The 26,455-nt window shown below is 73.0% G+C and carries 26 protein-coding genes; 14 read left to right on the forward strand and 12 right to left on the reverse strand.

Annotated elements, in window-relative coordinates:
• The 3 genes from ETD96_RS12365 to ETD96_RS12375 form a co-directional block, all read left to right on the forward strand.
• A partial coding sequence (locus tag ETD96_RS12365; RefSeq protein WP_138636461.1) for a Dyp-type peroxidase occupies positions 1-654 on the forward strand: 654 nt, incomplete at its 5' end.
• A 34-nt stretch (positions 655-688) separates the two neighbouring features.
• Positions 689-1,396: a MerR family transcriptional regulator gene (locus ETD96_RS12370; RefSeq protein WP_138636462.1), complete on the forward strand. Its 708-nt coding sequence runs from the start codon at positions 689-691 to the stop codon at positions 1,394-1,396.
• 54 nt (positions 1,397-1,450) lie between these two features.
• Positions 1,451-1,786 carry a YnfA family protein gene (locus ETD96_RS12375; RefSeq protein ID WP_138636463.1) on the forward strand — a complete coding sequence of 112 codons (336 nt, stop codon included), beginning with the start codon at positions 1,451-1,453 and terminating at the stop codon, positions 1,784-1,786.
• A gap of 28 nt (positions 1,787-1,814) precedes the next feature.
• On the opposite strand, the gene ETD96_RS12380 is transcribed toward ETD96_RS12375, so the two are convergent.
• The 4 genes from ETD96_RS12380 to ETD96_RS12395 form a co-directional block, all read right to left on the reverse strand.
• Positions 1,815-3,359, reverse strand: a complete 1,545-nt coding sequence (locus ETD96_RS12380) for a class I adenylate-forming enzyme family protein (RefSeq protein ID WP_138636464.1) — start codon at positions 3,357-3,359, stop codon at positions 1,815-1,817.
• A gap of 92 nt (positions 3,360-3,451) precedes the next feature.
• The gene (locus tag ETD96_RS12385) at positions 3,452-4,255 is read right to left on the reverse strand and encodes an SAM-dependent methyltransferase (RefSeq protein WP_240807558.1); all 804 of its coding nucleotides are present in this window, start codon (positions 4,253-4,255) and stop codon (positions 3,452-3,454) included.
• Positions 4,256-4,355: 100 nt separating this feature from the next.
• Complete coding sequence (locus tag ETD96_RS12390) at positions 4,356-5,609, reverse strand: RNA-guided endonuclease InsQ/TnpB family protein (RefSeq protein WP_240807560.1); 1,254 nt, start codon at positions 5,607-5,609, stop codon at positions 4,356-4,358.
• An 80-nt stretch (positions 5,610-5,689) separates the two neighbouring features.
• The gene (locus ETD96_RS12395) at positions 5,690-6,178 is read right to left on the reverse strand and encodes an Lrp/AsnC family transcriptional regulator (protein WP_138636465.1); all 489 of its coding nucleotides are present in this window, start codon (positions 6,176-6,178) and stop codon (positions 5,690-5,692) included.
• Between the two features lie 108 nt (positions 6,179-6,286).
• Here ETD96_RS12395 and pdhA point away from each other — a divergent pair, with 108 nt between their 5' ends.
• From pdhA to ETD96_RS12410, 3 genes are read left to right on the forward strand one after another with little or no spacing between them, the layout of a single operon-like run.
• The gene (pdhA, locus tag ETD96_RS12400; RefSeq protein WP_205719228.1) at positions 6,287-7,384 is read left to right on the forward strand and encodes a pyruvate dehydrogenase (acetyl-transferring) E1 component subunit alpha; all 1,098 of its coding nucleotides are present in this window, start codon (positions 6,287-6,289) and stop codon (positions 7,382-7,384) included.
• Complete coding sequence (locus ETD96_RS12405; RefSeq protein ID WP_138636467.1) at positions 7,381-8,385, forward strand: alpha-ketoacid dehydrogenase subunit beta; 1,005 nt, start codon at positions 7,381-7,383, stop codon at positions 8,383-8,385. Before pdhA ends, ETD96_RS12405 begins: the two co-directional genes overlap by 4 nt.
• Positions 8,382-9,656, forward strand: a complete 1,275-nt coding sequence (locus ETD96_RS12410) for a dihydrolipoamide acetyltransferase family protein (protein ID WP_138636468.1) — start codon at positions 8,382-8,384, stop codon at positions 9,654-9,656. The genes ETD96_RS12405 and ETD96_RS12410 overlap by 4 nt, the downstream gene beginning before the upstream one ends.
• Here ETD96_RS12410 and ETD96_RS12415 read toward each other — a convergent pair.
• The gene (locus ETD96_RS12415) at positions 9,643-10,269 is read right to left on the reverse strand and encodes a TetR/AcrR family transcriptional regulator (RefSeq protein WP_138636469.1); all 627 of its coding nucleotides are present in this window, start codon (positions 10,267-10,269) and stop codon (positions 9,643-9,645) included. The genes ETD96_RS12410 and ETD96_RS12415 overlap by 14 nt on opposite strands.
• A 103-nt stretch (positions 10,270-10,372) precedes the next feature.
• Between ETD96_RS12415 and paaZ the strand changes: the two genes are divergently transcribed.
• The 7 genes from paaZ to ETD96_RS12450 are packed head-to-tail and all read left to right on the forward strand — an operon-like array spanning position 10,373 to position 16,874.
• Positions 10,373-12,415, forward strand: a complete 2,043-nt coding sequence (gene paaZ / locus ETD96_RS12420) for a phenylacetic acid degradation bifunctional protein PaaZ (RefSeq protein WP_138636470.1) — start codon at positions 10,373-10,375, stop codon at positions 12,413-12,415.
• Positions 12,412-13,350, forward strand: coding sequence for a 1,2-phenylacetyl-CoA epoxidase subunit PaaA (gene paaA, locus ETD96_RS12425; protein WP_138636471.1), 939 nt, complete (start codon positions 12,412-12,414; stop codon positions 13,348-13,350). Before paaZ ends, paaA begins: the two co-directional genes overlap by 4 nt.
• Positions 13,350-13,634: a 1,2-phenylacetyl-CoA epoxidase subunit PaaB gene (gene paaB / locus ETD96_RS12430; protein WP_138636472.1), complete on the forward strand. Its 285-nt coding sequence runs from the start codon at positions 13,350-13,352 to the stop codon at positions 13,632-13,634. The genes paaA and paaB overlap by 1 nt, the downstream gene beginning before the upstream one ends.
• 8 nt (positions 13,635-13,642) lie before the next feature.
• Complete coding sequence (gene paaC, locus ETD96_RS12435; protein WP_138636473.1) at positions 13,643-14,515, forward strand: 1,2-phenylacetyl-CoA epoxidase subunit PaaC; 873 nt, start codon at positions 13,643-13,645, stop codon at positions 14,513-14,515.
• Positions 14,509-14,997, forward strand: coding sequence for a 1,2-phenylacetyl-CoA epoxidase subunit PaaD (gene paaD / locus ETD96_RS12440; protein WP_138636474.1), 489 nt, complete (start codon positions 14,509-14,511; stop codon positions 14,995-14,997). Before paaC ends, paaD begins: the two co-directional genes overlap by 7 nt.
• Complete coding sequence (paaE, locus tag ETD96_RS12445; protein WP_138636475.1) at positions 14,998-16,074, forward strand: 1,2-phenylacetyl-CoA epoxidase subunit PaaE; 1,077 nt, start codon at positions 14,998-15,000, stop codon at positions 16,072-16,074. It abuts the gene before it with no gap.
• A gap of 59 nt (positions 16,075-16,133) precedes the next feature.
• Positions 16,134-16,874 (forward strand): vWA domain-containing protein, encoded by a 741-nt coding sequence (locus tag ETD96_RS12450; RefSeq protein WP_205719229.1) that lies wholly within the window; start codon positions 16,134-16,136, stop codon positions 16,872-16,874.
• A 35-nt stretch (positions 16,875-16,909) separates the two neighbouring features.
• Here ETD96_RS12450 and ETD96_RS12455 read toward each other — a convergent pair whose 3' ends face one another.
• Both ETD96_RS12455 and ETD96_RS12460 read right to left on the reverse strand, forming a co-directional pair.
• Positions 16,910-18,442, reverse strand: a complete 1,533-nt coding sequence (locus ETD96_RS12455) for an alpha/beta hydrolase (protein WP_138636476.1) — start codon at positions 18,440-18,442, stop codon at positions 16,910-16,912.
• A complete protein-coding gene (locus tag ETD96_RS12460) occupies positions 18,439-19,575 on the reverse strand; it encodes a serine hydrolase domain-containing protein (RefSeq protein ID WP_205719230.1) in 1,137 nt (378 codons plus the stop codon). Before ETD96_RS12460 ends, ETD96_RS12455 begins: the two co-directional genes overlap by 4 nt.
• 248 nt (positions 19,576-19,823) lie before the next feature.
• Here ETD96_RS12460 and ETD96_RS12465 point away from each other — a divergent pair, with 248 nt between their 5' ends.
• The gene (locus ETD96_RS12465; RefSeq protein WP_138636477.1) at positions 19,824-21,428 is read left to right on the forward strand and encodes a GMC family oxidoreductase; all 1,605 of its coding nucleotides are present in this window, start codon (positions 19,824-19,826) and stop codon (positions 21,426-21,428) included.
• Between the two features lie 6 nt (positions 21,429-21,434).
• On the opposite strand, the gene ETD96_RS12470 is transcribed toward ETD96_RS12465, so the two are convergent.
• The 5 genes from ETD96_RS12470 to ETD96_RS12490 all read right to left on the reverse strand — a co-directional run.
• Positions 21,435-21,878, reverse strand: coding sequence for a protein-tyrosine phosphatase family protein (locus ETD96_RS12470; protein ID WP_138636478.1), 444 nt, complete (start codon positions 21,876-21,878; stop codon positions 21,435-21,437).
• Positions 21,875-22,432: a CGNR zinc finger domain-containing protein gene (locus ETD96_RS12475; RefSeq protein WP_138636479.1), complete on the reverse strand. Its 558-nt coding sequence runs from the start codon at positions 22,430-22,432 to the stop codon at positions 21,875-21,877. Before ETD96_RS12475 ends, ETD96_RS12470 begins: the two co-directional genes overlap by 4 nt.
• 40 nt (positions 22,433-22,472) lie before the next feature.
• The gene (locus ETD96_RS12480; protein WP_138636480.1) at positions 22,473-24,974 is read right to left on the reverse strand and encodes an ATP-dependent Clp protease ATP-binding subunit; all 2,502 of its coding nucleotides are present in this window, start codon (positions 24,972-24,974) and stop codon (positions 22,473-22,475) included.
• A gap of 81 nt (positions 24,975-25,055) precedes the next feature.
• The gene (locus tag ETD96_RS12485; protein ID WP_138636481.1) at positions 25,056-25,580 is read right to left on the reverse strand and encodes a potassium channel family protein; all 525 of its coding nucleotides are present in this window, start codon (positions 25,578-25,580) and stop codon (positions 25,056-25,058) included.
• 7 nt (positions 25,581-25,587) lie between these two features.
• A partial coding sequence (locus tag ETD96_RS12490; protein WP_138636482.1) for an epimerase occupies positions 25,588-26,455 on the reverse strand: 868 nt, incomplete at its 5' end.

The following is a 26,455-nucleotide window of genomic DNA, read 5'->3' on the forward strand; positions in this document are numbered from 1 at the left end:
GAGGTCCGCTGGATGATGAGCGGTTTCGGCCGGGCGCGGGGAGCGACCGGGCGGCCGATGACGATCCGCAACCTGATGGGCCAGCTCGACGGGACCGGCAACCCGGACCCGTCCGACCCCGGCTTCGACCGGGCGGTCTTCGTGCCGGACGCCACCGGCCCGCACGCGTGGATGAACGGCGGCTCGTACGCGGTCGTCCGGCGCATCCGGATGCTGCTGGACGCGTGGGAGCGGCTGCCCGCCGCCCGGCAGGAGCGGGTCATCGGCCGCCGCAAGTCCGACGGCGCCCCGCTGTCGGGCGGGACGGAGCAGACCCCGGTGAACCTGGCGGCGCTCGGGCCGGACGGGTCGCTCGCCATCGCCGGGGACGCCCACGTCCGGGTGGCCGCGCCGGCGTCCAACGGCGGCGCGACCATGCTGCGGCGCAGCTTCTCCTACCACGACGGCCTCCGCCCGGACGGCGCCCCCGACGCCGGGCTGCTGTTCGTCGCCTGGCAGGCGGACCCGACGGCCGGCTTCATCCAGGTGCAGCGCAAGCTGGACGGCGCGGACGGTCTCACCCGCTTCCTGCGGCACGAGTCCAGCGCGATCTTCGCCGTGCCCGGCGGCGCCCGTCCCGGCGGCTATGTCGGGCAGGCGCTGCTGGAGGCTTGACCTTCGAGCCGGGTCGAAGGCTTAGCGTCGGGGCATGACGACGATGCGGATCTCACAGCTGGCCGAGCGCAGCGGCGTCCCCGCGACGACGCTGCGGTTCTACGAGGACGCGGGGCTGCTGGCCGCCGACCGCAGCCCGGCCGGCTACCGGATGTACGGGGAGGACGCGGTCGCGCGGCTGGCGTTCATCGGCTCGGCCAAGCACCTCGGCCTCCCGCTGGAGGAGATCGGGGAGCTGCTCGGGGTGTGGGAGGACGGTGCGTGCGCGGACGTGAAGGCCGATCTTCGTCCGCGCATCACCGCCCGTCTGGCCGAGGCCGAGCACCGGCTGGCCGAGCTGTCCGCGTTCACCGATTCGCTGCACGGCGTGCTCCGGAACCTGGACGCGCTGCCCGACCGGGCGGTCCCGTGCGACGCCGAATGCGGCTTCCCGAGCGGCGCCCGGCCCGCCGACGCGCCCGCCGAGCCGCCGATCGCGTGCTCGCTGACCGGCGAGGGCATGGCCGAGCGCGCGGCCGCCTGGCGGACGGTCACCGAGGGCGCCGTGCGGACGGAGTTCCCCGGCGGGCTGCGGCTGGCGCTGCCCGCCGACCGGGCCGCCGCCGTCGCGGAGTTGGCGGCGGCCGAGCAGCGCTGCTGCCCGTTCTTCGATTTCCGGCTCCGCTTCGCAGGCGAGATGATCGAACTGGAGGCACGGGCCCCGGCGGACGCCGCGGCCCTGCTCACCGACCTGTTCGCCTGAGAAAGAACGCCGCCGCCTGACGCCCCGTCCTGGCGCCCGCTCCGGAGGAGGCCCGTGCTCGTCGCCCGCTCGATCGCCCTGTTCGTCCTCGCCGCCGTCCTGGAGATCGGGGGCGCGTGGCTGGTCTGGCAGGGCGTGCGCGAGCACCGGGGCTGGACCTGGATCGGGGCGGGCGTCATCGCGCTCGGCCTGTACGGCTTCGCCGCCACGTTCCAGCCCGACGCCCACTTCGGCCGCGTCCTCGCCGCCTACGGCGGGATCTTCGTCGCCGGGTCGATCGTGTGGGGCGCGGTCGCGGACGGCTACCGCCCGGACCGCTACGACATCGCCGGCGCCCTCGTCTGCCTCGCCGGCATGGCCGTCATCATGTACGCCCCGCGCGGCGGCTGACCCCGCCGCACACCCCGCGTCCCGGCGGCTAGGCGTCGCCCAGGTAGTCGGCCTTCAGCTGCGCCTTGTGGATCTTGCCGACGGGCGTCAGCGGGACCTCGGCGGTGATGGCGAACTGCCGGGGCACCTTGTAGTCGGCGAGGTGCTCGCGGCAGTGGGCGGCGAGCTCGTCGGCGGTGGGCGGCTCGGCGCCGGCGCGCGGGACGATGTAGAAGCGGCCGACCTCGCCGAGCACCGGGTCGGGGACGCCGATCCCGGCGGCCATCGCGACCTTCGGGTGCGTGGTGAGGACGTTCTCGATCTCGACCGGGTACACGTTGAACCCGCCCTGGATGTACATCTCCTTCTTGCGGCCGCGCAGGACGAGGTGGCCGTCCGGTTCCATCTCGACCATGTCGCCGGTGGCGAGCCAGCCGTCCGGCAGGAACACCTCGGCGGTCTCGTCCGGCATGTCCCAGTAGCCGGCGGTCACGCAGCCGCCGCGGATCTGGAGCTCGCCGGCCTCGCCCGCCGGGAGGACGGCGCCGTCCGGGCCGGTGACGCGGCCCTCGAAGTCGCCGATGATCACGCCGAGGGTGCGGGCGACGGTCTCGGGGTCGTCGTCCACCCGGGACAGCACGCACGCGCCGGACGTCTCCGACAGCCCGTACAGGCCGTAGAGGGGCACGCCGGGGAAGGCGCGGCGGATCGACTCGGCGAGCGCCGGCTCCACGTTCGACCCGCCCGCCATGCACAGCCGGACGGACGAAACGTCGTGGTCGGCGAAGTCGGGCCGGCCGAGCATCAGCACGTACATGGTCGGGACGGCGCCGAGGAACGTCACCCGGTGGCGTTCGATCGCACGGAGCGCGCCGTCCGGGGAGAAGGCGGGCAGCAGCGCCACCGACCCGCCGCTGACCAGCGCGGCCATGACGGTGCAGGTGATGCCGCCGACGTGGTTGAACGGCAGGTGCCCCAGCAGCACGTCGGTGTCGCTCATCGCGAAGTGGTCGGCCTGCGCGCGCGCCGACGCGAGGATGCTCCCGTGAGTGATGACCGCGCCCTTGGGCCGCCCGGTGGTGCCGGAGGTGTAGAGGATCACCAGCGGGTCGGACGGCTCGACCGCGTCGCGCGCCGCCGCCAGCGCCGCCGGGTCGGCGGGCGCCGCGGCCAGCGCGTCGAACCCTTCGCCGAAGTAGACGTAGTCGGTGACGTCGGGCGCCTGCGGACGGAACTCCTCGAAGAACGCCGCGAAGTCGAAGCCGGAGACCTCGGGCTCGCTGACGACCATGCGCGCGCCGCTCCGGCGGAGCATGTACGACAGCTCCTGGTCGCGGTAGCGCACGTTGAGCGGGACGATGACGGCGCCGATCCGCGCCGCGCCGAAGAACACCGCGAGCCACTGCGGGGTGTTGAGGCCGAGGAGGCCGATCCGGTCGCCGCGCCGGACGCCGCGGGCCAGCAGCCCCGCCGCGACCCGGTCGGCCAGCTCGCCGAACTCGGCGTAGGTGATGGTCTCGTCGCCGTCGTGCAGGAACGCCTTGCCGCGCGCCGCCGCCTCGTCCAGCGCGGCCCCGACCGTGCTCGCCAGCATGATGCCGCCTCCCCTTCGACGCGCCGCCCACGACGCGTCCGATCCCGTCTCGTCCTCAACGATCACGTACTGGGAGCTTTCAGCCGACACCCTCAGTGCTTGCGGCCCACCCCCGCATAGAACCAGATCGGGAGGGCCTCTTCCAGGGTGATGGACCGTTCCGGGCGCCACAGCGGCGCCCAGACGATGCCCGGGTCGAGCAGCTCGAAGTCGCCGAACAGGCCCGCCACCTGCTCCTGGGTGCGGGGGGTGCCGGGCGCGGACGTCCGCTTGTAGACCTCGACGACCTTGGCGACCACGTCGGGGACGCCGTCGGCCGAGGCGTGGGTCAGCGCCAGGTGGCTGCCGGGGGCGAGCGCGTCGCGCAGCTCGGCCATGATGCCCTGCGGGTCGTCCTCGTCCGGGATGAAGTGCAGGGTCGCGACGAGCAGCAGCGCGATCGGCTTGCCGAAGTCGAGCAGCCGCCGGACCTCGTCGTTCTCCAGGATCTCGCGGGGGTCGCGGGCGTCGGCCTGGATCATCCGCGTGCCCGGGGAGTCGGCGAGGATCGCCCGCCCGTGCGCGACGACCTGCCCGTCGTAGTCGACGTAGGCGACGCGGGCGGCGGGGTTCACCGACTGCGCGATCTGGTGGACGTTCTGCTGCGTCGGCAATCCGGTGCCGATGTCGAGGAACTGGTCGATGCCCTGCTCGGCCAGGTACCGGACGGCGCGGCCGAGGAAGGCCCGGTTCTCCCGGAGCAGGGTCAGCAGCGTCGGATCCGCGGCGATCGCCTCGTCGGCGGCGGCGCGGTCGGCGGCGTAATGGTCCTTCCCGCCGAGGTAATAGTCGTACATCCGCGCGATGTTCGGGACATTCGGGTCGAAACCGCTCGGCTCCGGGCGCTGACCAGCCACCAGTTCTCCTCACAGCCGCGGAGGCGGGCCCGCGGCCCTACCAGGCTACGCGATCTTGACGTCCTCCCCCGCCTGAAGGCGGGGGATTCCAACCCGTCCCCTAGACGGAGAGGAGAGCGGGTTGAGGTTCGCGGTTCACCGGCCCACCCAACGGCGTGCCTCCCCGCGCGGCCACCGTGCGCCCCACGGCGGTGTCCTTGATGTTGCGGGCGGCGTTGACGTCGGCGTTGGCCAGGTACCCGCAGGCAACGCACCGGAACACCGCTTGGCTCTCGCGGTTGTCCCGGGCGCAGTGCCCGCAGCTGTTGCAGGTCTGCGACGTGTACGCCGGGTCGACCTTGACGACCCGTCCTGGCGCCTTGTGCTCCAACCGGGCCACCAGTTGCCCCCACCCGGCGGCCAGGATGCCCCGATTGAGCCCGGCCTTCTGCCGGACGCCCGCGCCGGGGGCATCGATGGTTCCCTTGGCGGACCGGGTCATCCCCCGCACGTTCAGGTTCTCGACGGCGATGACGTCGAACCGGCGGGCCAGATCCGTCGAGGTCTTCTCCACCCAGTCCTTACGGCGGTCGGCCTCACGCGCTTTCAGCCGGGCGACGGCGGCCTTGAGCCGGGCACGCCGGTTCGACCCCCGGCACGCGCGGGCCAGGCAGCGCAGCAACCGCTTCAACCGCTCGGCCTCACCCGGCGTCAAACCCGGTACGGTGCTGGTCTCGCCGGTGGACAGCGCGGCCGACACCGCCACACCCCGATCGACACCGACCGCCGCACCATTGCCCGGTGCGGGAACGGGGTCGGGGATGGCGGCGAACGCGACATGCCAACGTCCGGCGCGGTCGCGGATCACCCGGAACGACCTCACCCCCGGCGGGACGGGACGGGACCAGCGGAACCGCACCCACCCCACCTTCGGCACCCGCACCTCACCGGTACGGCGCGACAACCGCCGCACATCCCACGCCCGACCCCGGGCCCCGACAATCCGGAACCCCTCATGCACCCCCGCCTTACGCCACGTAGGGCGGCGGTGCGTACCGGCGAAGAAGTTCGCCATCGCCTGCGCGAAGTCCTTGAGCGCCTGCTGCTGTACTGTCTGCGAACCGGCCGCCAGCCACGGATTCGCGGCGCGGGCCTCGGTCAGTTGGCGTGCTTGGGCGACATACCCCGGAGCGGAGCCGCGTCGCGGCGTCCACCAGGCATGCTGTTCCACGGCCAGGTTCCACACGTACCGGGCGTGCGAGCAATGCTCCAGCAGCCCCGCCTCCTGGGCAGGGGTCGGGCACAGCCGGTACCGGGACACGCTCCGCAACCTACCGACCACCACCGACAAAACCAGGAAACCACAGCACCGCATCGTGCCGCGTCCCCTCCCCGCCCTGAAAGACGGGGTCTCCACGCTCAGGTATCAGATGAACGCTCTTCACGCCGGATCGGTTACGCCGGATTCTCGTCAAAGATCAGCCAGGTGCGGGTGGAGCGGACCCCTGCCACGGCGTGGATGCGGGCGAGGACGACGTCGCGCAGCGAGGCGTTGTCGGGGGTGCGGACGAGCATGACCAGGTCGACGTCGCCGCCGACGAACGCGATGTGCTCGATGTGCGGCACGTCGCGGAGCCGCGCGGAGACCTTCCGCCAGGAGTTCTGCTCGATGTTGACCAGGACGTAGGCCGCCGTGCCGAGCCCCGCCCGGACGGGGTCGACCCGCGCGGTGAACCCGGTGATGACGCCGTCGGCGACGAGCCGCTCCACCCGCGTGTAGGCGTTGGAGCGGGAGACGCTGACCCGCTCGGCGAGGGCGCGCATGGACATCCGGCCGTCCGCGCGCAGCTCCCGGATGATCGCCTGGTCGAGGTCGTCGAGCGGGGCCGCCGAATGTCCGGTTTGCCCGTGACTGGGTACCGGTTCAGGAGACAGGTGGTCCATGAGAGCTCCGCTGGTTGGCCGAATGTCCTGGATTTGGGCCGTCTATTGAGACCTATGGCTGACCTGGTTCATATTCCTAGCACCGATCGAGTGCGGAGGTGGAGGCGGATGACGGGTCGGGTGGAGGCGCTGCTCCCCTCGGCGGAGCCCGTGCGGTTCCTGACCGACGGCGGCGCGGCGGTGCGCGGCAAGCAGCCCTACCCGGTGCCGGACCCGGAGCTGCTGCGCCGGGCGCACCGGGCGATGGTCGTCGGGCGGCGGTTCGACGCGCAGGCGACCGCGCTGACCAAGCAGGGCCGGCTGGCGGTGTACCCGTCCAGCCACGGGCAGGAGGCGTGCCAGGTCGGCTCCGTCCTCGCCCTGGAGGACGGCGACTGGTACTTCCCCACCTACCGCGAGTCGATGGCGCTGGTGACGCGCGGAATCGACCCGGTCGAGGTGCTCTCGCTGCTGCGGGGCGACGCCCACTGCGGCTACGACCCCGTCCGCCACCACACCGCGCCGCAGTGCACGCCGCTCGCGACGCAGACCGTCCACGCGGCGGGCGTCGCGTACGCGGAGCGGCGCAAGGGGACGGGTCGGGTCGCGCTCGCCTGCGTCGGCGACGGCGCCACCAGCGAGGGCGACTTCCACGAGGCGCTGAACTTCGCCGCCGTGTTCAAGGCGCCGGTGGTGTTCCTCGTCCAGAACAACCAGTACGCCATCTCGGTGCCGCTGGAGCGGCAGACCGCCGCGCCCTCCCTCGCCCACAAGGGCATCGGGTACGGGGTGCGGTCCGAGCGGGTGGACGGCAACGACCCGGTCGCGGTGCTCGCCGTGCTGGCGGCGGCCGTCGAGCACGCCCGCGCCGGGCATGGACCGTTCCTGGTCGAGGCGCTCACCTACCGGCTCGAATCGCACACGAACGCCGACGACGCCTCCCGGTACCGGACGGACGCCGAGGCGGACGAATGGCGCGGGCGCGACCCGATCGCCCGGCTGGAGCGCTACCTGCGCCGCCGCGGGCACCTCACCGACGCGGACGCGGCGGCGGCGTCGGCGGAGGCCGAGGAGTTCGCCGCGCGGCTCCGGGACCGGATGAACGCCGACCCCGAACTCGTCCCGCTGGGGATGTTCGAGCACGTCTACGGCACCCCGACCCCGCAGCTGGACGAGCAGCGGGCGCAGCTCCGCGCCGAGATCGAGGCCGAGGAGGCGCTGTCATGATCACGATGGCCCAGGCGCTGAACACGGCGCTGGCGGACGCCCTCGACGAGGACGAGCGGGTCCTGGTGTTCGGCGAGGACGTCGGCACGCTCGGCGGCGTCTTCCGCGTCACCGACGGCCTCACCGCCAAGTTCGGCGACGACCGCTGCTTCGACACCCCGCTCGCCGAGTCCGGCATCGTCGGGTTCGCGGTCGGCATGGCGATGGGCGGGTTCCGGCCCGTCGTGGAGATGCAGTTCGACGCGTTCGCCTACCCCGCGTTCGAGCAGATCGCGTCGCACGTGGCGAAGATGCGCAACCGCACGCGCGGGCGGGTCACGCTGCCGATCGTCATCCGCATCCCCTACGCGGGCGGGATCGGCGGCGTCGAGCACCACTGCGACTCCAGCGAGGCGTACTACGCGCACACGCCCGGCCTGAAGGTCGTCACCCCGGCCACCGTCGAGGACGCGTACTCCCTGCTGCGTGAGGCGATCGACGACCCGGACCCCGTCGTGTTCATGGAGCCGAAGAAGCTGTACTGGTCCAAGGCCGACATCGGGCGGCTGGACCGGACGGAGCCGTTCGGCCGCGCCGCCGTCCGCCGCCCCGGCCGGGACGCGACGCTCGTCGCGTACGGGCCGAGCGTGCCGGTCGCGCTGGAGGCGGCGGCCGCCGCGAAGGACGAGGGCTGGGACCTGGAGGTCGTCGACCTGCGGACGATCGTCCCGTTCGACGACGCGACCGTGGCCGCGTCCGTGCGGAAGACGGGCCGCTGCGTCGTGGTCGGCGAGGCCGCCGGGTTCGCGGGCGTGGGGGCGGAGATCGCGGCCCGCGTCCAGGAGCGCTGCTTCCACAGCCTGGAGGCGCCGGTGCTGCGGGTGACCGGGTTCGACATCCCGTACCCGCCGCCGATGCTGGAGCACCACCACCTGCCGAGCGTGGACCGCATCCTCGACGCCCTGGACCGCCTCCAGCGCGACGACAAGCCGGACACCAGGTACCTGGGTGGTGTGGCGTGAGCGCGACGGTCTTCAAGCTTCCGGACCTCGGTGAGGGGCTCACCGAGGCGGAGATCCTGGAGTGGAAGGTGTCGGTCGGCGACACCGTGACGACCGACCAGATCATCGTCGAGGTCGAGACGGCGAAGGCGGCCGTGGACGTCCCGGTCCCGATCGCCGGCACGGTCGCGGAGCTGTTCGCCGAGGCGGGCACGGTCGTGGACGTGGGCTCTCCGCTGATCGCGATAGCCGCCGAGAACGCCGCGCCCGCCACCGCCCCCGATGCCGCCGCCGAGCGGTACCGGGAGGAGGAGCGGGCCGGTTCGGGCAACGTCCTGGTCGGCTACGGGACGACCGAGACCCGCCGCTCCCGCCGCCGCGCCGCGCAGCCGGCCCTGGCTCCCGCCCGTCCCGCGGCGGCGGCGAAGGACGAGGCGCCGCGCGTGATCTCCCCGGTGGTGCGCCGCCTCGCCAAGGACAACGGCGTCGACGTCGCCGCGCTCACCCCGACCGGCCCCGGCGGCGTCATCCTGCGCCGGGACGTCGAGCAGGCGATCGCGGGCACCGCCCCGCCCGCCGAGGAGCGCCGGGACGCCGCCGACGTCGTGCGCGTCCCGCTGAAGGGCGTCCGGCGGACGATGGCCGAGAAGCTGTCCCGCAGCCGCCGCGAGATCCCGGACGCGACGACCTGGGTGGACGTGGACGCGACCCGGCTGGTCAAGCTCAAGAAGAGGATCGCGAAGGCCGACCCGGACGCCGGCGTCGGCATGCTGGCCCTGTTCGCCGCGATCTGCGTGGCGGGGCTCCGCCGCTTCCCCGAGCTCAACGCCTACGTGGACACCGAGCGCGAGGAGATCGTCCGGCTACCGCACGTCCACCTCGGGTTCGCGGCGCAGACCGAGCGGGGCCTGGTCGTGCCGGTCGTCCGGGACGCGCACCTGCTGTCGCTGGCCGACCTCGCCGCCGCGCTGCGGGCGCGGACGGAGGAGGCCCGCGACGGGCGGCTGTCCCCGAGCGACCTCACCGGCGGCACGTTCACGCTCAACAACTACGGCGTGTTCGGCGTGGACGGCTCGACCCCGATCATCAACCATCCGGAGGCGGCGATGCTCGGCGTCGGCCGGATCGCCGAGAAGCCCTGGGCGCACAAGGGGAAGGTGCGGCTGCGCCAGGTGACGCAGCTGTCGTTCACGTTCGACCACCGGGTCTGCGACGGCGGCGTCGCGGGCGGGTTCCTGCGGTTCGTCGCCGACTGCGTGGAACGCCCCGAGATGCTGGTCAGTCGCCGGTAGCCGCCGCGCGGCGGCGCAGCCCGTCGAACGCGACCTTGCAGAGCGCGTCGGCGATCTCCCCCCCACTCGCGCCGCCGCGCGGCCTGTACCACTCGATCAGCGAGTTGACCAGGCCGAACAGCAGCCGGGCGGTGATCGCCGGGTCGATGTCGGCGCGGATGTCGCCCTCCGCCTCGGCCTGCGCGACCAGCGCGGCGACCAGGTGGTCGAACTCGCGGCGGCGGGCCAGTGCCCGCTTCTCGACGGCGGTGTTGCCGCGCACCCGCAGCAGCAGGGTGACGAACGGCTGCCGCTCGACGAGGACGGCGACGCTGGCGCGCACGAGGTGCTCCAGCCGGTCGATGGCGCGGCCCTCCACGGCGGCGGTCTCCTCGGCGGCGGCGAACAGCCCGTCGAGGGCCCGGTCGACGGCGAGCTGGAGCAGCTCGTCCTTGCCGGCGACGTGGTGGTAGATCGCGGACTTGCCGATGCCGAGCCGCTTGGCGAGCTCGTCCATGCTGGTGCCGTCGTAGCCGCGCTCGTTGAACACCTTGACGGCGACCAGCAGCAGCGACTCCTTGTCGTAGCCCGGCCGCCCCCGCCGGTTCGCCCGCCCGCCGCCCGTGTTGCCCACGGACCCATTATCGCAGCGCCGAACGCCGTTCAGCTCTTCTCGCGGGCCCCGTCCCCGGGTTAATATCTGACTGAACGGACGGTCAGTAATTCGAGGAGGCCCGATGGCTCCGCTGCCCAGTTACGTGTCCGGTGCGTGGCACGTCCCGCCGGACGAGGGCGCGCCGCTCACCGACGCCGTGACCGGGGCGGAGGTCGCCCGGATCTCCTCGACCGGCATCGACATGGGCGCCGCGCTGGAGCACGGCCGCCGGACGGGCGGCCCGGCCCTGCGGGAGCTGACGTTCCACCAGCGCGCCGCCCTGCTGAAGCGGCTCGGCCTGCACCTGCGCGAGCACCGCGACGAGCTGTACGCGCTGTCGGCCCGCACCGGCGCCACCCTCGCCGACTCGCGCATCGACGTGGACGGCGGCATCGGCGTCCTGCTGGCGTACGCGAGCAAGGGCAAGCGCGAGCTGCCGAACGACACGGTCCTGGTCGACGGGGACGTGGAGCCGCTCAGCAAGGGCGGCACCTTCGCCGGACGGCACGTCTGCACGCCGCTGCAGGGCGTCGCCGTGCAGATCAACGCGTTCAACTTCCCCGTCTGGGGCCCGCTGGAGAAGCTCGCGCCCGCGTTCCTCGCCGGGATGCCGAGTCTGGTGAAGCCCGCGCCGCAGACGGCGTACCTGTCCGCGCGGCTGGTCGAGCTGATCGTCGAGTCGGGCATCCTGCCGGAGGGCACGCTCCAGCTCGTCTGCGGCGACCCCGGCGACCTGCTCGACCACCTGACCGAGCAGGACGTCCTGGCGTTCACCGGGTCCGCCTCGACCGGGCGGCTGCTGCGCGCGCACCCGGTCGTGACCGGGCGGTCGGTCCGGTTCAACGCGGAGGCCGACTCGCTGAACTGCGCGATCCTCGGCCCGGACGCCCGCCCCGGCACGGCCGAGTTCGACCTGTTCGTCAAGCAGCTCGTCACCGAGATGACGGTGAAGGCGGGTCAGAAGTGCACGGCCATCCGGCGGGCGCTCGTGCCGTCCGACCTGATGGACGACGTGGCGCAGGCCGCGAGCGAGCGGCTCGCGCGGGTGAAGATCGGCAACCCGTCCGACCCGGACGTGCGGATGGGCGCGCTGGCCACCCTCGAACAGCGCGAGGAGGTCCGCCGGCAGCTCAAGAAGCTCCTCGACGCGGGCCGGATCGTGTTCGGCGACCCCGAGAACGTCGAGGTCGCCGGCGCCGACGCCGAGCGCGGCGCGTTCATGTCCCCGGTCCTGCTGCGCGTGGACGACACCGCCCGCGCCGAGCCGCACGAGGTCGAGGCGTTCGGCCCGGTCAGCACCCTGCTCCCCTACGACGGCGCCGAGCAGGCCGTCGCGCTCGCCGCGCGCGGCCTCGGCAGCCTGGTCGGCTCGGTCGTCACCGCCGACCCCGTCTTCGCGCGCCGCGTCGTCCTCGGCGCCGCGCCGTGGCACGGGCGGCTGCTCGTCCTGAACGAGGAGGACGCGAAGGAGTCCACCGGCCACGGCTCCCCGATGCCGGGCCTCGTGCACGGCGGCCCCGGGCGCGCGGGCGGCGGCGAGGAGATGGGCGGGATGCGCGGGGTCATGCACCACATGCAGCGCACCGCCGTCCAGGCCGGGCCGTCGATGCTGTCCGCGATCACCGGCCGCTGGACGCCGGGCGCACCCCGCACTGAGACCGGCGAGCACCCCTTCCGCAAGCACCTCGAAGACCTGAAGGTCGGCGACACGGTCGTGGCCGGTCCGCGCACCGTCACCCTCGCCGACATCGAGCACTTCGCCGAGTTCACCGGCGACACCTTCTACGCCCACATGGACGAGGAGGCCGCCAAGGCCAACCCGTTCTTCGGCGGCCGGGTCGCGCACGGCTACCTCGTCGTGTCGTTCGCGGCGGGCCTGTTCGTCTCGCCCGAGCCCGGCCCCGTCCTCGCGAACTACGGGCTGGAGAACCTGCGGTTCCTCGCCCCGACGTTCCCCGGCGACGAGCTGACGGTGAAGCTCACCGCCAAGCAGATCACCCCGCGCGAGAACGCCGACTACGGGGAGGTCCGCTGGGACACCGAGGTCACCCGGCAGGACGGCGCCGTCGTCGCGCAGTACGACGTCCTGACGCTGGTCGCCAAGCGCCCGGAGGAGACGGCATGACGCAGGAGCACTTCGAGCGGACCATCGAGCGCGACCAGCGGATCGAGCCGCGCGACTGGATGCCCGACAAGTACCGGTCGACGATGATCCGGCAGATCGCGCAGCACGCCCACTCGGAGATCATCGGCATGCAGCCGGAGGGCCTCTGGATCACCCGCGCGCCGTCGCTGCGCCGCAAGGCGATCCTGCTGGCCAAGGTGCAGGACGAGGCGGGCCACGGCCTCTACCTATACTCGGCGGCGGAGACGCTCGGCGCCGACCGGTCCGACCTCACCGCCAAGCTGATCTCCGGGAAGCAGAAGTACTCGTCGATCTTCAACTACCCGACGCTGACGTTCGCGGACGTCGGCGTGATCGGCTGGCTGGTGGACGGCGCCGCGATCTGCAACCAGGTGCCGCTGTGCCGCAGCTCCTACGGCCCGTACGCGCGGGCCATGATCCGGATCTGCAAGGAGGAGTCGTTCCACCAGCGGCAGGGCTACGAGCTGCTGATGACGCTGATGCGCGGCACCGACGCCCAGCGGGAGATGGTGCAGGACGCCGTGAACCGCTGGTGGTGGCCGTCCCTGATGATGTTCGGCCCGCCGGACGCCGACTCCACGCACACCGCGCAGTCCATGGCCTGGAAGATCAAGCGGCACACCAACGACGAGCTGCGGCAGCGGTTCGTCGACATGACCGTCCCGCAGGCCGAGGCGCTCGGCGTCACGCTGCCCGACCCCGAGCTGCGCTGGAACGAGGAGCGCGGCCACCACGACTTCGGCGAGATCGACTGGTCGGAGCTGAAGCGCGTGATCAGCGGCGACGGCCCCTGCAACGCCGAGCGGATCGAGCGGCGCCGCAAGGCCCACGAGGACGGCGCCTGGGTGCGCGAGGCCGCCGCCGCGTACGCCGCGAAGCACACGAACCGGCATACCGGGAGGGAGGTGGCGTGATGGAGAAGGACTGGCCGCTCTACGAGGTGTTCGTCCGCGGCAAGCGCGGCCTGAACCACGTCCACGTCGGCTCGCTGCGCGCCCCCGACGCCGAGATGGCGCTGCGCAACGCCCGCGACCTGTACACGCGGCGGAACGAGGGCGTCAGCATCTGGGTAGTGAGGTCGGAGGACGTCACCGCGTCCAGCCCCGACGAGAAGGACCCGTTCTTCGCACCCAGCGGCGACAAGGTCTACCGCCACCCGACGTTCTACGACATCCCCGAGAACGTCCCCCATATGTGAGGCTTCTGATGTCGTCCGACAATCCGTTCGAGGCGCTCTCCGAGGAGAGCGACGACAGCCGCTGGGCGTTCGGCACCGGGTTCGACGACCCGCTCGCCGGGATCGACCCGTCCGTGCCGGACGGGGTCGACCGCGACGCGCTGGCCGCGTACTGCCTGATGCTGGGCGACGACGCGCTCGTCATGTCGCACCGCCTCCAGGAGTGGTGCACGCACGCGCCCGAACTGGAGGAGGAGGTCGCGCTCGCCAACATCGCGCTCGACCTGCTCGGCCAGGCCCGGCTGCTGCTGGCCCGCGCCGGCGTCGCCGAGGACAAGGGCCGCGGCGAGGACGACCTCGCCTACTTCCGGGACGCGTCCGAGTTCCGCAACGTCGGCCTCGCCGAGGCGGAGAACGGCGACTTCGCGTACTCGACCGTCCGGCTGCTGCTGTTCGCGACGTGGCGGCTCGCGCTGCTCGACCGGCTCACCGCGTCCGCGGACCCGGTCCTCGCCGCGATCGCCGCGAAGAGCGTCAAGGAGGTCGCCTACCACCGCGACCACGCCGCGCTGTGGACGGTCAGGCTCGGCGACGGCACCGACCTCTCCCACGAGCGCGCGCAGGCCGCCCTCGACGGTCTGTGGCCGCTGACCGGCGAGCTGTTCGCCACGCACGAGACCGAGCGCCTGCTGTCCGACGCCGGGGTGGGCGTCGACCCGGCCGACGTCCGCGACGAGTGCGACGCGGTCATCGGGGAGGTGCTGGCCAGGGCGACCCTGCGGCGTCCCGAGCCCGTGCCGCCCCACCTGGCCGGACGGGACGGCGCGCACTCCCCCGCGCTGGCCGCCCTGCTCGTCGAGATGCAGGGCCTCGCCCGCGAGCATCCGGAAGCGGAATGGTGAGCGCGCGCGCGGTCGCCGAGACCGTCACCGACCCCGAGCTGCCGATGCTGACGCTCGCGGAGCTCGGGGTGCTGCGCGACGTCCGGGAGGAGCCCGGCCGCGTCGAGGTGACGATCACGCCGACCTACACCGGCTGCCCGGCCCTGGACGCGATGCGCGCCGACCTGCGGCGCAGGCTCGCCGACGCCGGGTACGCCGACGTGGAGGTCCGGACCGTCCTCGACCCGCCGTGGACGACCGACTGGATCAGCGAGCCCGGCCGCCGCAAGCTCCGCGAGGCCGGGATCGCGCCGCCCGGCGCGGCGCCCCGCCGCGCGCCCGGCCCGATCCCGCTCACGCTCGGCCCGACCCGCGGCGTCCCGTGCCCGCGCTGCGGCTCGTCCGACACCGTCGAGCTGTCCCGGTTCGGCGCGACCGCCTGCAAGTCGCTGCGGCGCTGCGCGTCCTGCCGCGAGCCGTTCGAGCACTTCAAGGAGATCTGAGTGACGCTCACCGAGGTCGCACCCCGCCGCACCGGCTTCCACGCGCTGCGCGTCGCCGGCGTGGAGCGGCTGTGCGACGACGCGGTCGCGGTCACCTTCGAGGTGCCGCCGGACCTGGCGGACGCCTACGCGTTCCGGCCCGGCCAGTTCCTCACCCTGCGCCGCGTGATCGACGGCCGGGAGGAGCGCCGCTCCTACTCGATCTGCGCGCCCGCCGGGGCCGCGCCGCGCATCGGCGTCCGCGAGATCCCGGACGGCCTGTTCTCCGCGTGGCTGGTGCGCGACGTGCGGCCGGGCGACGTCGTCGAGGTCCTGCCGCCGTCCGGCACGTTCACGCTCGGCACGCGGGCCGGGCACCATGTGCTGATCGCCGCCGGGTCCGGGATCACGCCGGTGCTGTCGATCGCCGCGTCCGCGCTCGCCGACCCGGACGGCCGCGTCACCGTCCTGTACGGCAACCGGAGCAGCGGCACCGTCATGTTCGCCGACGAGCTGGCCGACCTGAAGGACGCGCACCCCGACCGCTTCGAGCTGGTGCACGTCCTGTCCCAGGAACCGCGCGAGGCGGAGCTGTTCAGCGGCCGCCTGGACGCCGACCGGCTGCGCACGCTGCTCCCCCTCCTCGTCCCCGTCTCCGACGTGGACCACTGGTGGCTGTGCGGGCCGCTCGGCATGGTCACCGACGCCCGCGACGTCCTCCAGGGGTTCGGTGTGCCGCGCGAACGCGTCCACCAGGAACTCTTCTATGTGGACGAGCCGCCGCCCGAGCCGATCCGGAGGCAGGACGCCCCCACGGGCCCGGCGTGCGAGGTCACGGTCGTCCTGGACGGCCGCTCGACGACCCTCACCCAGCCCCAGGACGCGACCGTCCTCGACTCCGCGCAGCGCGTCCGGCCCGACCTGCCGTTCGCGTGCAAGGGCGGCGTGTGCGGCACCTGCCGGGCCAAGGTCGTGGAGGGCGAGGTCGACATGCGTCGCAACTTCGCGCTCGACCCGGCGGAGGTCGAGGCCGGCTACGTCCTGACCTGCCAGTCGGTCCCGGCGACCGCACATCTCACCGTCGATTACGACGCCTGACACGCCGAGGCGGCCGGATCCGGCAGAACCCTGCGCTGACCTGGCACAACGGTGCATTCTTGGACGTCCAGATCGCCTACCGGGAGCGCCCCATGCCCATCAGCCTGGACAAGGTCCAATCGACCGCACCCGGCCTGGTCAGCCTCTACAAGGCCGCCAAGGTCAACCTCGAGAAGCGCGGGCTCGGCGGGGAGCGCGCCGCCGTCTACCTGGTGCTCGACCGGTCCGGGTCGATGCGCCGCTACTACAAGGACGGGACCGTCCAGCACCTCGCGGAGCAGGCGCTCGCTCTCTCCGCGCACCTGGACGACGACGGCGTGGTCCCCGTCGTGTTCTTCGACAAGGTCGCGCACCCGCCGGTGGATGTGAGCCTCACCCGCTACCAGGGCCGGATCAACGAGGAGCACGAGCGCCTGGGGCACATGGGCACCACGAACTACGCCGCCGCCATGCAGGCCGTCATCGACCACTACCGGGCGAGCGGGGCCACCGCGCCCGCGTACGTCATCTTCCAGACCGACGGGTCGCCGGACTCCCGGACGGCGGCGGAGAAGACCCTGTGCGCCGCGTCCACGCTCCCGATCTTCTGGCAGTTCGTCGGGTTCGGCGACGACGCGTTCAAGTTCCTGCGCAAGCTCGACGACCTGCCCGTCCCGCGCAAGCGCGCGATCGACAACGCCGACTTCTTCCCGGCCGGCCCGGAGCCGAGGAGCATCGCCGACGACGACCTGTACGGGCGCCTGATGAACGAGTTCCCGTCGTGGCTGACGGAGGCCCGCGCCGCCGGCATCCTCCGCTGAGGAGCCGGACGGCGCGGTGCTCCCGCCGCGCCCGGTTACTCGGGGGCGCAGACGAGGTCGCGGGACGGCAGGCGGCCGGTGGCGAGGTAGTCGTTCGTCCGGTCCCGGACGCACGCGTTCGGGTAGCCGCGCTGGTAGGGGGCGTGGACGTTCGCCCGCAACGTGATCATCCGGCTGCCGGGCAGCATCCGGTGCGCGACCTCGTTGCCGGCGTAGGTGGTACGGGTGTCGCCTGTCGCGGCCACCATCAGCGCGGGCAAGGGCCCGACGCCCCGGACCGGCGGCTCGGCGGGACGCACCGGCCAGAACGCGCACGGGCTGATGCCGTGGCCCACCGGCGCGAACAGGGGGCTGTCACCGCGATGCCGCTGGACGTCCCGCCAGTAGACCTCGGGGTCGCGCGGCGCCGCCACGTCCCCGCAGATGATGGCGCTCTGGCCGCTGCCGTACCGCGACTCCGCCCCGGTCAGCAGGAAGGTGAGTTCCGCGTCGAGGTCGGGGGTGGGCTGCGCGGGACGTCCCGCGGCGGCGTCCGCCAGCACCCGCACCGACGCGGCGAGGCTCGCCCGCGCCGCGTCCTCGTCGGTGCCGAGGTTGTCGAACAGCACCACCGGCAGCATCGTGTCGTCCAGGCGGTGCCGGCCGACGGCGAGCGGCGCGCGGGCGGACGCCGCGTAGATCCGCTCCACGGTCGCCAGGACGTCGCCGCGCGTCTCCCCGAGCCCGTACGTCGCGTGCCGCTTCGCCGCCCACGCCGCCCAGTCGCCGAGAGCCCGGTCGTTCGCCCGTCCCATGGTGGCGATGACGCGCGGCCCCCAGGAGAGCGTGTCCTGCGAGCTGTCGAGGACGACCCGGTCGAGCCGTCCCGGGAACATCGCCGCGTAGACCTGGCCGAGGTAGGTGCCGTAAGAGCCGCCGTTGTAGGACACCTTCCGCTCGCCGAGCACGCCGCGGACGACGTCCATGTCACGGGCGATGTTGCGGGTGCTGATGTACGGGAGCACGTCGCCGTTCGTCCGCGCGCACCGCTGTGCCAGGTCCTTGGCGAACGCGACGGACCGGTCGAACGAGCGGCGCGTCGCACCCGCGCCCTTGATCCACGTGCCGGCGGGCCAGCCGCAGTCGACTCCGCCGCTCCGGCCGAGGGAGCGCGGGTCCATCCCGACGAGGTCGTAGCGCGGGCCGGCCGCGCCCATGACGCCGCGCATGTAGGGCGGCAGGTCGAGCGACGGCCCCGGCCCGCCGCCGTTGAGGATCATCGTCCCGATCCGGTGCCGGGTGTCGGACGCCGCGAGCCGGGAGATCGCGACGGTCATCGTCCGGCCGTCCGGCCGGGCGTAGTCGAGCGGGACGGTCACGTCGGCGCACCGCGCGCCGGCCTTGTCGAGTTCGGCGCCGACCTCGTCGTCCGGGCCGAGCGTGCACGCCTTCCATGTGAGCCGCTGCTGGTAGAAGCGGTCGAGGCCGTCGCCGCGCTGTCCGGCCGGGGCCGCCGACGCGGCCGGGGCGAGCAGCGCCAGCGCGGCGGCCGTTCCGGTCAGCGCCGCCGCCCATCGGATCGTCCTCATGCCGCCTCCTCGCACAGGGCGGCCTGGACGACGTCCAGTTCGCCGGTGAACGCTTCAAAGGTCGACGGGTTCTCGTTGAAGGCGACCGCGACGCGGCGGCCGGACGGCGCCGTGCCGGAGATCGCGGTGAAGCCGTCGATGTCGCCGGCGTGGCCCCACCAGTCGCCGCCGCAGCGCAGCGGCGTCCCGATCAGGCCGAGGCCGTACCGCGCGCCCTCCCACACGCGGTCGGGGTCGGCGGGGACGGCCCGCTTCATCTCCGCGAGCATCGCCGGGGGCAGCAGCCGCCCGCCCATCAGGGCCCCGAAGAACGCGCTGACGTCGCGGGGGCTGGAGATGAGCGCACCGCCCGCCCCGCCCGCCGACACGTTCATCTCGGTGTAGTCGGTGTACGAGCCGTCCTCCTCGCGGACGTAGCCGCGCGGGTGCGGTCCCCGGATCCGGGTCTCGTCGCCGGGCCAGTAAGTGTCGTGGAGCCGCAGCGGCTTGATGATCCGGTTCGAGACTTCGTCCTCCACCCCGTGCCCGCTGACCTTCTCCACGATGAGCCCCGCGATCACATAGTTGGTGGTGGAGTAGTGCCACCCGGGCCCGGGAGGCGGCAGCGTGAGCGCCCGCGCGACCAGTTCCTCCGGCTCGAAGTGCCGGAAGCGGAAGTCGTCGGTGCTCTCGAAGCTGTCCATGTGGTCGGGCAGGCCGCTGGTGTGCCGCAGCAGGCTCCGCACGGTGATCTTCCGTCCGTCGTAGCCGCCGCGGTCGAGCAGGCCCGGGAGGTAGCGCTCGACGGGCGCGTCCAGCCGGACGCGGCCCTCCGCCGCCAGCGCGAGGACGGTGGCCGCCGTGAACGTCTTGGTGATGCTGCCGATCCGCCCCCGCAGGCCGGCGCTCATCGGGCGGCCCGTCCGCCGGTCGGCGACGCCGCTCGCGTGCGTCCACGTCCCGCAGCGCGGGTCGTCGACCCGCACCGCCGCGCCCGTCAGGCCGTGGACGCCCGTCATGCGCTCCAAGGCGGTCCGCAGGACGTCATGGTCGCCGCAGCGCGCGCGGGCGGCCCGTGCCGGCGGCGCCGCCGCGGTGGCGGCGATCGCGGCGGCTCCCAGCAGCAACGCGATGATCCGGTGCATTCTGGTCATGTCCTCGAACGCTAAGCGGGCGCGCTCCCCGGCACACTGGTGTGATCTCCCTGACCGGGGGTGGGGCCAGCCCCCGTCCCGGCGGACGCGGGGGGATTCCGGTCATCGGGACAGGGGTTGGCGGCGCATTCCGGTCCTTCTACGATCGGCGCACCCATTAGTCGCCCTCGCGGCGGCGCCGACCGGGCCAGGCGCGGGCCCTCGACTGGGGTCGTCCGCGCGTGCGCGGACGCCGCTGAGAGGAAGACATGGACCAGACCGCTGACTACGTCGTGGTGGGGGCCGGGAGCGCGGGGTGCGTGCTGGCGCGGCGCCTGGCCGACTCGGGGGCGAGCGTCGTCCTGGTGGAGGCGGGCGGCCCGGACCGGACGCCGCTGGTCCGCAAGCCGGGGCTGATCGCCGTCTTCCACAACGTCCCGCAGCTGAAGAAGAAGCTGGACTGGGGCTTCTACAGCACCCCGCAGGGGAGCGCGCTCGACCGGAAGATCCCGCAGACCCGGGGGAAGGTCCTGGGCGGCTCCGGGTCGATCAACGGGATGCTGTTCGTGCGGGGGCACCGCAAGAACTACGACGACTGGGCGGCGGACGGCTGCCCCGGCTGGGGCTACGAGGACGTCCTCGCCAGCTACAAGCGCATGGAGAACTGGGAGGACGGCGCCAGCGAGCTGCGCGGCGCCGGCGGCCCGATCCAGGTGACCCGGCAGCGCGACCTGACGCCCGCGTCCGAGGCGTTCATCGAGTCGCTGATCGAGACGGCCGGGGTGAAGCGGAACGACGACTACAACGGCGAGGAGCAGGAAGGCGCCGGCATCTTCCAGCAGAGCGTCGACAAGGGCCTGCGCTACAGCTCGTCCGTCGGGTACCTGGACGACCACGGCCTGTCGAACCTGACGGTCCTGACCGGCGCGACCGTCGGCCGCGTGACGATCGACAAGGGCCGCGCGACGGGCGTCGAGGTCGTCACCAAGAAGGGCAAGGGGACGATCCGGGCGTCCAAGGAGGTCATCCTCGCGGCGGGCGCGTTCGGGTCGCCGCACCTGCTGATGCTGTCCGGCGTCGGCCCCGCCGCGCACCTGCGGGAGCACGGCATCGAGGTCCACGCGGACCTGCCCGTCGGCGACAACCTGCACGACCACATGTTCGTGCCGATGACGTTCATCATGGACACGGCCCGGCACCGGGGCACCGCGCCCTACTTCGCCAAGGGCGTCGCCAAGGAGTGGACGAAGGGCGGGACGTGGGTGGCCCGCAGCGTGTTCGAGGCGGTCGGGTTCGTCCGCAGCGGGCAGGCCGGGGACGTCCCCGACATCCAGATCCACGCGCTGCCGTGGTCGTACCCGTTCCCGAACCAGGACGCCCCGGTGCGGCACAAGGTCGACAAGCGGCCCGCGCTCACGATCATGCCGACGCTGATCTACCCGAAGAGCCGCGGCACGGTGCGGCTGGCGTCCGCGGACCCGGCCGCCGCGCCGGTGATCGACCCCGGCTACCTGTCCGACCCCGACGACGCCCGGCTGCTGCTGGACGGCATCGAGCTGGTCCGCGAGGTGATGAACAACAAGATCATCGCCGGGGACGTCAAGGCGGAGCTGTCGCCCGGACCGTCCTACACCGGTCGCGCCGCGCTGGCGAAGGAGCTGCCGAACCGCGCCACGACCGTCTACCACCCGGTCGGCAGCTGCCGGATGGGGTCGGACGAGCGCGCCGTCGTCGACCCGGCGCTGAAGGTCCGCGGCGTCGAGGGGCTCCGGGTCGCGGACGCGTCGATCATGCCGAGCATCATCGGCGGCAACACCAACGCCCCCAGCATGATGATCGGCGAGCACGCCGCGACCCTGATCCTCGGCGCCTAGCGGTATCTACCGGCCGGCCGGGAAGCGGGCGACCCAGCGGCGCTGCCAGGGCGTCTCCACGGCGCGCGGGTGATGGTGCTCGCGCGCCCAGGCGACCGCCCCGGACGGCTCGACCCCGGCGAGGACGGCCAGGCAGGCGACGACGGTCCCGGTGCGCCCGATGCCGCCGCCGCAGGCGACCTCCACCGCCTCGCCGGCCCCGGCCCGCTCGTGCAGGGCGCGGATCTGCCGGACGGCCTCGTCGCGGTCGCGGGGCAGCCGGAAGTCGGGCCAGTCGAGCCACGCCGACTCCCAGCGCAGCTCCGGCTCGTGGCGGCTCCGCAGCTTCGCGGTGCCCAGGTAGAGGCCGAACGCGGGCTCGGGCCCGCCCGGCGCCGGGTTGCGGAGCCCGCGTCCCCGGATCCAGGCGCCGTCCGGCAGCCGGATCGCGCCGTCGAGCGGGGCGGTCACCGGGTCACCGCCTGGCGGCGGGCGCGGTGGTTGGCGACGTTGAGCCGGTTCCCGCACCGCTCGGGCATGCAGAAGCGGCGGCGCCCGGCGCGGCTGGCGTCGGCGAACACGCCCGCGCAGCCGGGGGCCTCGCACGCCCGGAACCGCTCGTGGCCGAGCGCCCGGACGAGGCCGAGCAGCGCGACGCCCGCGACGGCGGCCAGCTCCCCGACGAGCGAGGCGTCCCGGACCGTCGGCACGTACCACTGCCACCGGCCGGACGGGTCGCGGCGCAGGACCGGGGCGAGCCCGGCGTGCCCGGCGAGCAGCGCCGCGCCCTCCACCGCCCGCTCCTCGGTCTCCGCCTCCAGCACGGCGCGCACCTCGCGCCGCAGGAAGCGGACCTTCTCGACGTCTCCGGCGTCGGGCGTCCGGAATCCAAGCGACGGCGGAAGGAGCCGGGCCAGCGCGCCGGCGTCCGCCAGCACCTCGCTCCCCCGCACCTCGGGCGAGGTCGCCACCAAGGCGTTCACGACCTCGACGCCCTTCGCGTAATCAGCGAGAGGGATGAGCATCAGATGTCCTCCTGTAAGGCTTACAAGAGGACAATAACCCTTACTCGGTCGTGACGTCGAACTGGAGACCACCGTTCACCGCGGACACCTCCACATGCCGCCCGTGCTCCAGATCGCCCGACAGCAGCAGATCGGCGAGCTGGTCGTCCACCTCCCGCTGGATCGTGCGGCGCAGCGGCCGGGCGCCGAACTCGGGCTGGTAGCCGCGCTCGGCGAGCCAGTCCACGGCCTCCTGCGTGAAGTCGACGTCGACGTCCTGCGCGCGGAGGCGGCGGCGCGTCTCGTCCAGCAGCAGGTCGGTGATCTGCCGCAGCTGCCCCGCCTCCAGCCGCCGGAACACGATGATCTCGTCGATCCGGTTGAGGAACTCGGGCCGGAACGACTCGCGCAGCCGCCGCATGATCCGGTCGCTGAGCGCGCTGCCCTCCCCGCTCGGCGTGCCGAACCCGATCTCCGTGGTGCCGGTGATCAGCTCCGAGCCCAGATTGCTCGTCATGATCACCACGGTGTTGCGGAAGTCGACGGTGCGGCCCTGCGCGTCCGTGAGTCGGCCGTCGTCGAGGAGCTGCAGCAGGACGTTGAACACGTCCTGGTGCGCTTTCTCGATCTCGTCCAGCAGGATCACCGAGTAGGGCTGCCGCCGGACGGCGTCCGTCAGCTGCCCCGCCTCCTCGTACCCGACGTATCCGGGCGGAGCGCCCATCAGCCGGCTGACGGTGTGCCGCTCCTGGAACTCGCTCATGTCGAACCGGATCATCCGGTCCCGGCTGCCGAACAGCGCCTCCGCCAGCGCCTTCGCCAGCTCCGTCTTGCCGACGCCGGTCGGGCCGAGGAACAGGAACCCGCCGATCGGACGGTCCGGGTCGCCCATCCCCGCGCGCGACCGCCGGACGGCCCGCGCCACCGCCGCCACCGCGTCCTCCTGCCCGACGACACGCTGGTGCAGATGCTCCTCCAGCCGCGTCAGCCGCTCCCGCTCCGCCTCCGTGAGCTGCGTGACCGGCACCCCGGAGATGCGCGACACGACCTCGGCGATGTCCTCCGTCGTCACCTCGGGGACGGTCACGGGGGCGTCGTCGTCGCGCGCCGACTCCAGGTCCTTCTCCAGCCGGGCGATCTCGTCGCGCAGCTCCGACGCCTTCTCGTAGTCCTCGTCGGAGACGGCCTGGTCCTTCTCCCGGCGCCGCCGGTCGAGCCGCTGCTCCAGCTCCCGCCGGCTGCCGTCCCGCGTCCCCGAGCGCAGCCGCACCCGCGCGCCCGCCTGGTCGATCAGGTCGATCGCCTTGTCCGGCAGGAACCGGTCGGGCAGGTACCGGCTGGACAGGTCCACGGCCGCGACCAGCGCCTCGTCGGTGAACCGCACCGCGTGGTGCGCCTCGTACCGGTCCCGCAGCCCGCGCAGGATCTCGATGCTGTCGTCGACGCTCGGCTCGCTCACCAGGATCGGCTGGAACCGCCGCTCCAGCGCCGCGTCCTTCTCGATGTTGCGGCGGTACTCGTCGATCGTCGTCGCGCCGACCACGTGCAGCTCGCCGCGCGCCAGCGGCGGCTTCAGCATGTTCCCGGCGGACACCGCGCCCTCCGCGCCGCCCGCACCCACGATCGTGTGGATCTCGTCGATGAACACGACCAGTTCGTCGGAGTGCTCGCGGATCTCGTCCACGACCTTCTTCAGCCGCTCCTCGAAGTCGCCCCGGTACCGGGTGCCCGCGACCACGCCGCTCAGGTCCAGCTGGACGATCCGCTTGCCCCGCAGCGTCTCCGGCACATCGTCATCGACGATCCGCTGCGCGAGCCCCTCGGCGATCGCGGTCTTCCCCACCCCCGGATCACCGATCAGCACCGGGTTGTTCTTGGTGCGCCGCGACAGCACCTCGACGGTCTCCTCGATCTCCTGGTGCCGCCCGATCACCGGGTCGATCCGCCCCTCCCGCGCCAGCGCGGTCAGATCGCGGCCGAACTCGTCCAGCGTCGGCGTCTCGGACGGCTGCCCGCCGCCCCCGCCGGGCGGCTGCCCCGGCCCGCCGCCGGTCGCCGCCTGCTGCAGCGAATCCGGCGTCACATGCTCATGATCAAGAATGCGCCCGGCGCTGGACCCCCGGTCGAGCGCAAGCGCGAAGAGCACATGCTCAGGCCCGATATAGGACGACCCGAGTGCCCGCGACACCTGGTGCGAATCCAGCAGCGCCCGCTTCGCCGACGGCGTCAGCTCCGGTGGCACGTCCCGCGGCTCCCCCCGCCGCGCGTGCCCCTCGATCTCCTCCTTGATCTTGTCCGGGTCGGCGCCGGCCCGCGCGATCCACTGCCGCGTCCCCTGCTGCCGCGTCGCCGCCCACAGCAGATGGTCGGTGTCCAGATCGACGCTGCCCCACTGCGCCGCCTGCGCCGCCGCGTCCCGCACCAGCTCCCGCGCCGGCTCGCTCATCAGCCGCGCGATGCTGATCCGCTCCTGCGGCCGCCGGTGCGCCCGCGACCCGAAGAAGCGGGCGAGCATCTCCTCGAACGGATCCCTCCCACTGGGCCCGTACCATCCCGAGGTCATCTCGGAACCCCCCGGTCATCGAATGACACGTCCTGGCAACGGTCAAACACGTGCCCATGGCACGCTCTCGGAAACCCCTCGTCACCGGCCTTCCCGCCGCTCGACGCCCCGGCGCATCGCCTCCAGGAAGACCTTCGCGGTGAGACCGAGGAACACCAGGTCTCCGGCCATCTGCACGGTGGTCAGCACCCGCGCCGCCTGCGACACCGGAACGATGTCGCCGAAGCCGACCGACGAGAAGACGGTCATGGTGAAGTAAAGAGCGTCCACATGCGAGAGCCGCTCGGAGAACTCGGGCGACGCCCCGTTCCCCATCAGGCAGTAGCTCGTGGAGAACGCGACGACGAACAGCGCGGCGGACGTCATGAGCGCCTCAACGGCACGCAACCGCGGCGCCGGATGCCGCACGATCGCCCGCGCCTGCCACCCGACCACCCCGGCGAGGACCGCCAGGACCGCCCCCAGCACCACCCCGCTGAAGGCCGTGAACGTCTTGTCCAGCGGCGCCACGAAGTAGGCCGCCAGCAGGAACGCCGTGGTCAGCCCCGACCGCAGGACCGTCCACAGCCCGAGCCGGCGGCCTTCCCACCACGAAGGGTCGTCCACCCCGTCTTCATGCCCGGGACCGCGCCCTCCGCACAAGATCCCGGGCGGCTTCCGGCCACCGCTCGTGCTCGAACCCGAACCCGGCGTCGAGCAACCGCCCCGGCACCACCCGCCGGCTCTTGAGCAGCAACTCCGTATCCGACCGGATCACGAGCGCCCCGATCTCCGCCATCCACGCGGTGGCGGGCAACCCGACCGGCATCCCCCAGGCCGCCCGCAGCGCCCGCATGAACACCCGCTGCGGCAACGGCCCCGGCGACGCGAGATTCACCGCCCCCGCAATGTCGTCCCGCCCGATCAGGAACTCGACCGCCCGCACGAAGTCCACGTCATGGATCCAGGACACGAACTGCGCACCCCCGGCAACCGGCCCCCCGAGCCCGAGCCGAGCCATCCACGACAGGACATCGAACACCCCGCCCCGATCAGGACTCATCACCATGGCCGCCCGCAACGCGACCTTCCGAGTCTCCGGCGTCTCAGCCAGTTCCTGCGCCCGCTCCCAATTCCGAGCGATCTTGACGCTATATCCCCAGTACTTGGGCACCCCCGCCTCACCGCCACCGATCACCCCACCGGCCTCGTCATTGGCCGCATCGAACCGGTGCGCGTAGATCGTGGCCGTACTCATCTGCAACCACACCTTGGGCGGCCGAGCCGCACCCGCGATCGCCTCCCCCACGACCCGAGCGGAGTGGACACGCGAATCCATCATTTCCTGCAGGCTGGCGGGCGTGTAGCGACAACTGACACTCCGCCCGGCCAGGTTGATCACGACATCACTGCCGTCGACCACCTTCGCCCAGGACCCGAGCGTCCGCCCGTCCCACCCGACCTGACGCGCCCCCAGAGGCGTCCTGGTCAGCACCACGACC

This window comes from Actinomadura geliboluensis, assembly GCF_005889745.1.
GTDB lineage: Bacteria > Actinomycetota > Actinomycetes > Streptosporangiales > Streptosporangiaceae > Spirillospora > Spirillospora geliboluensis.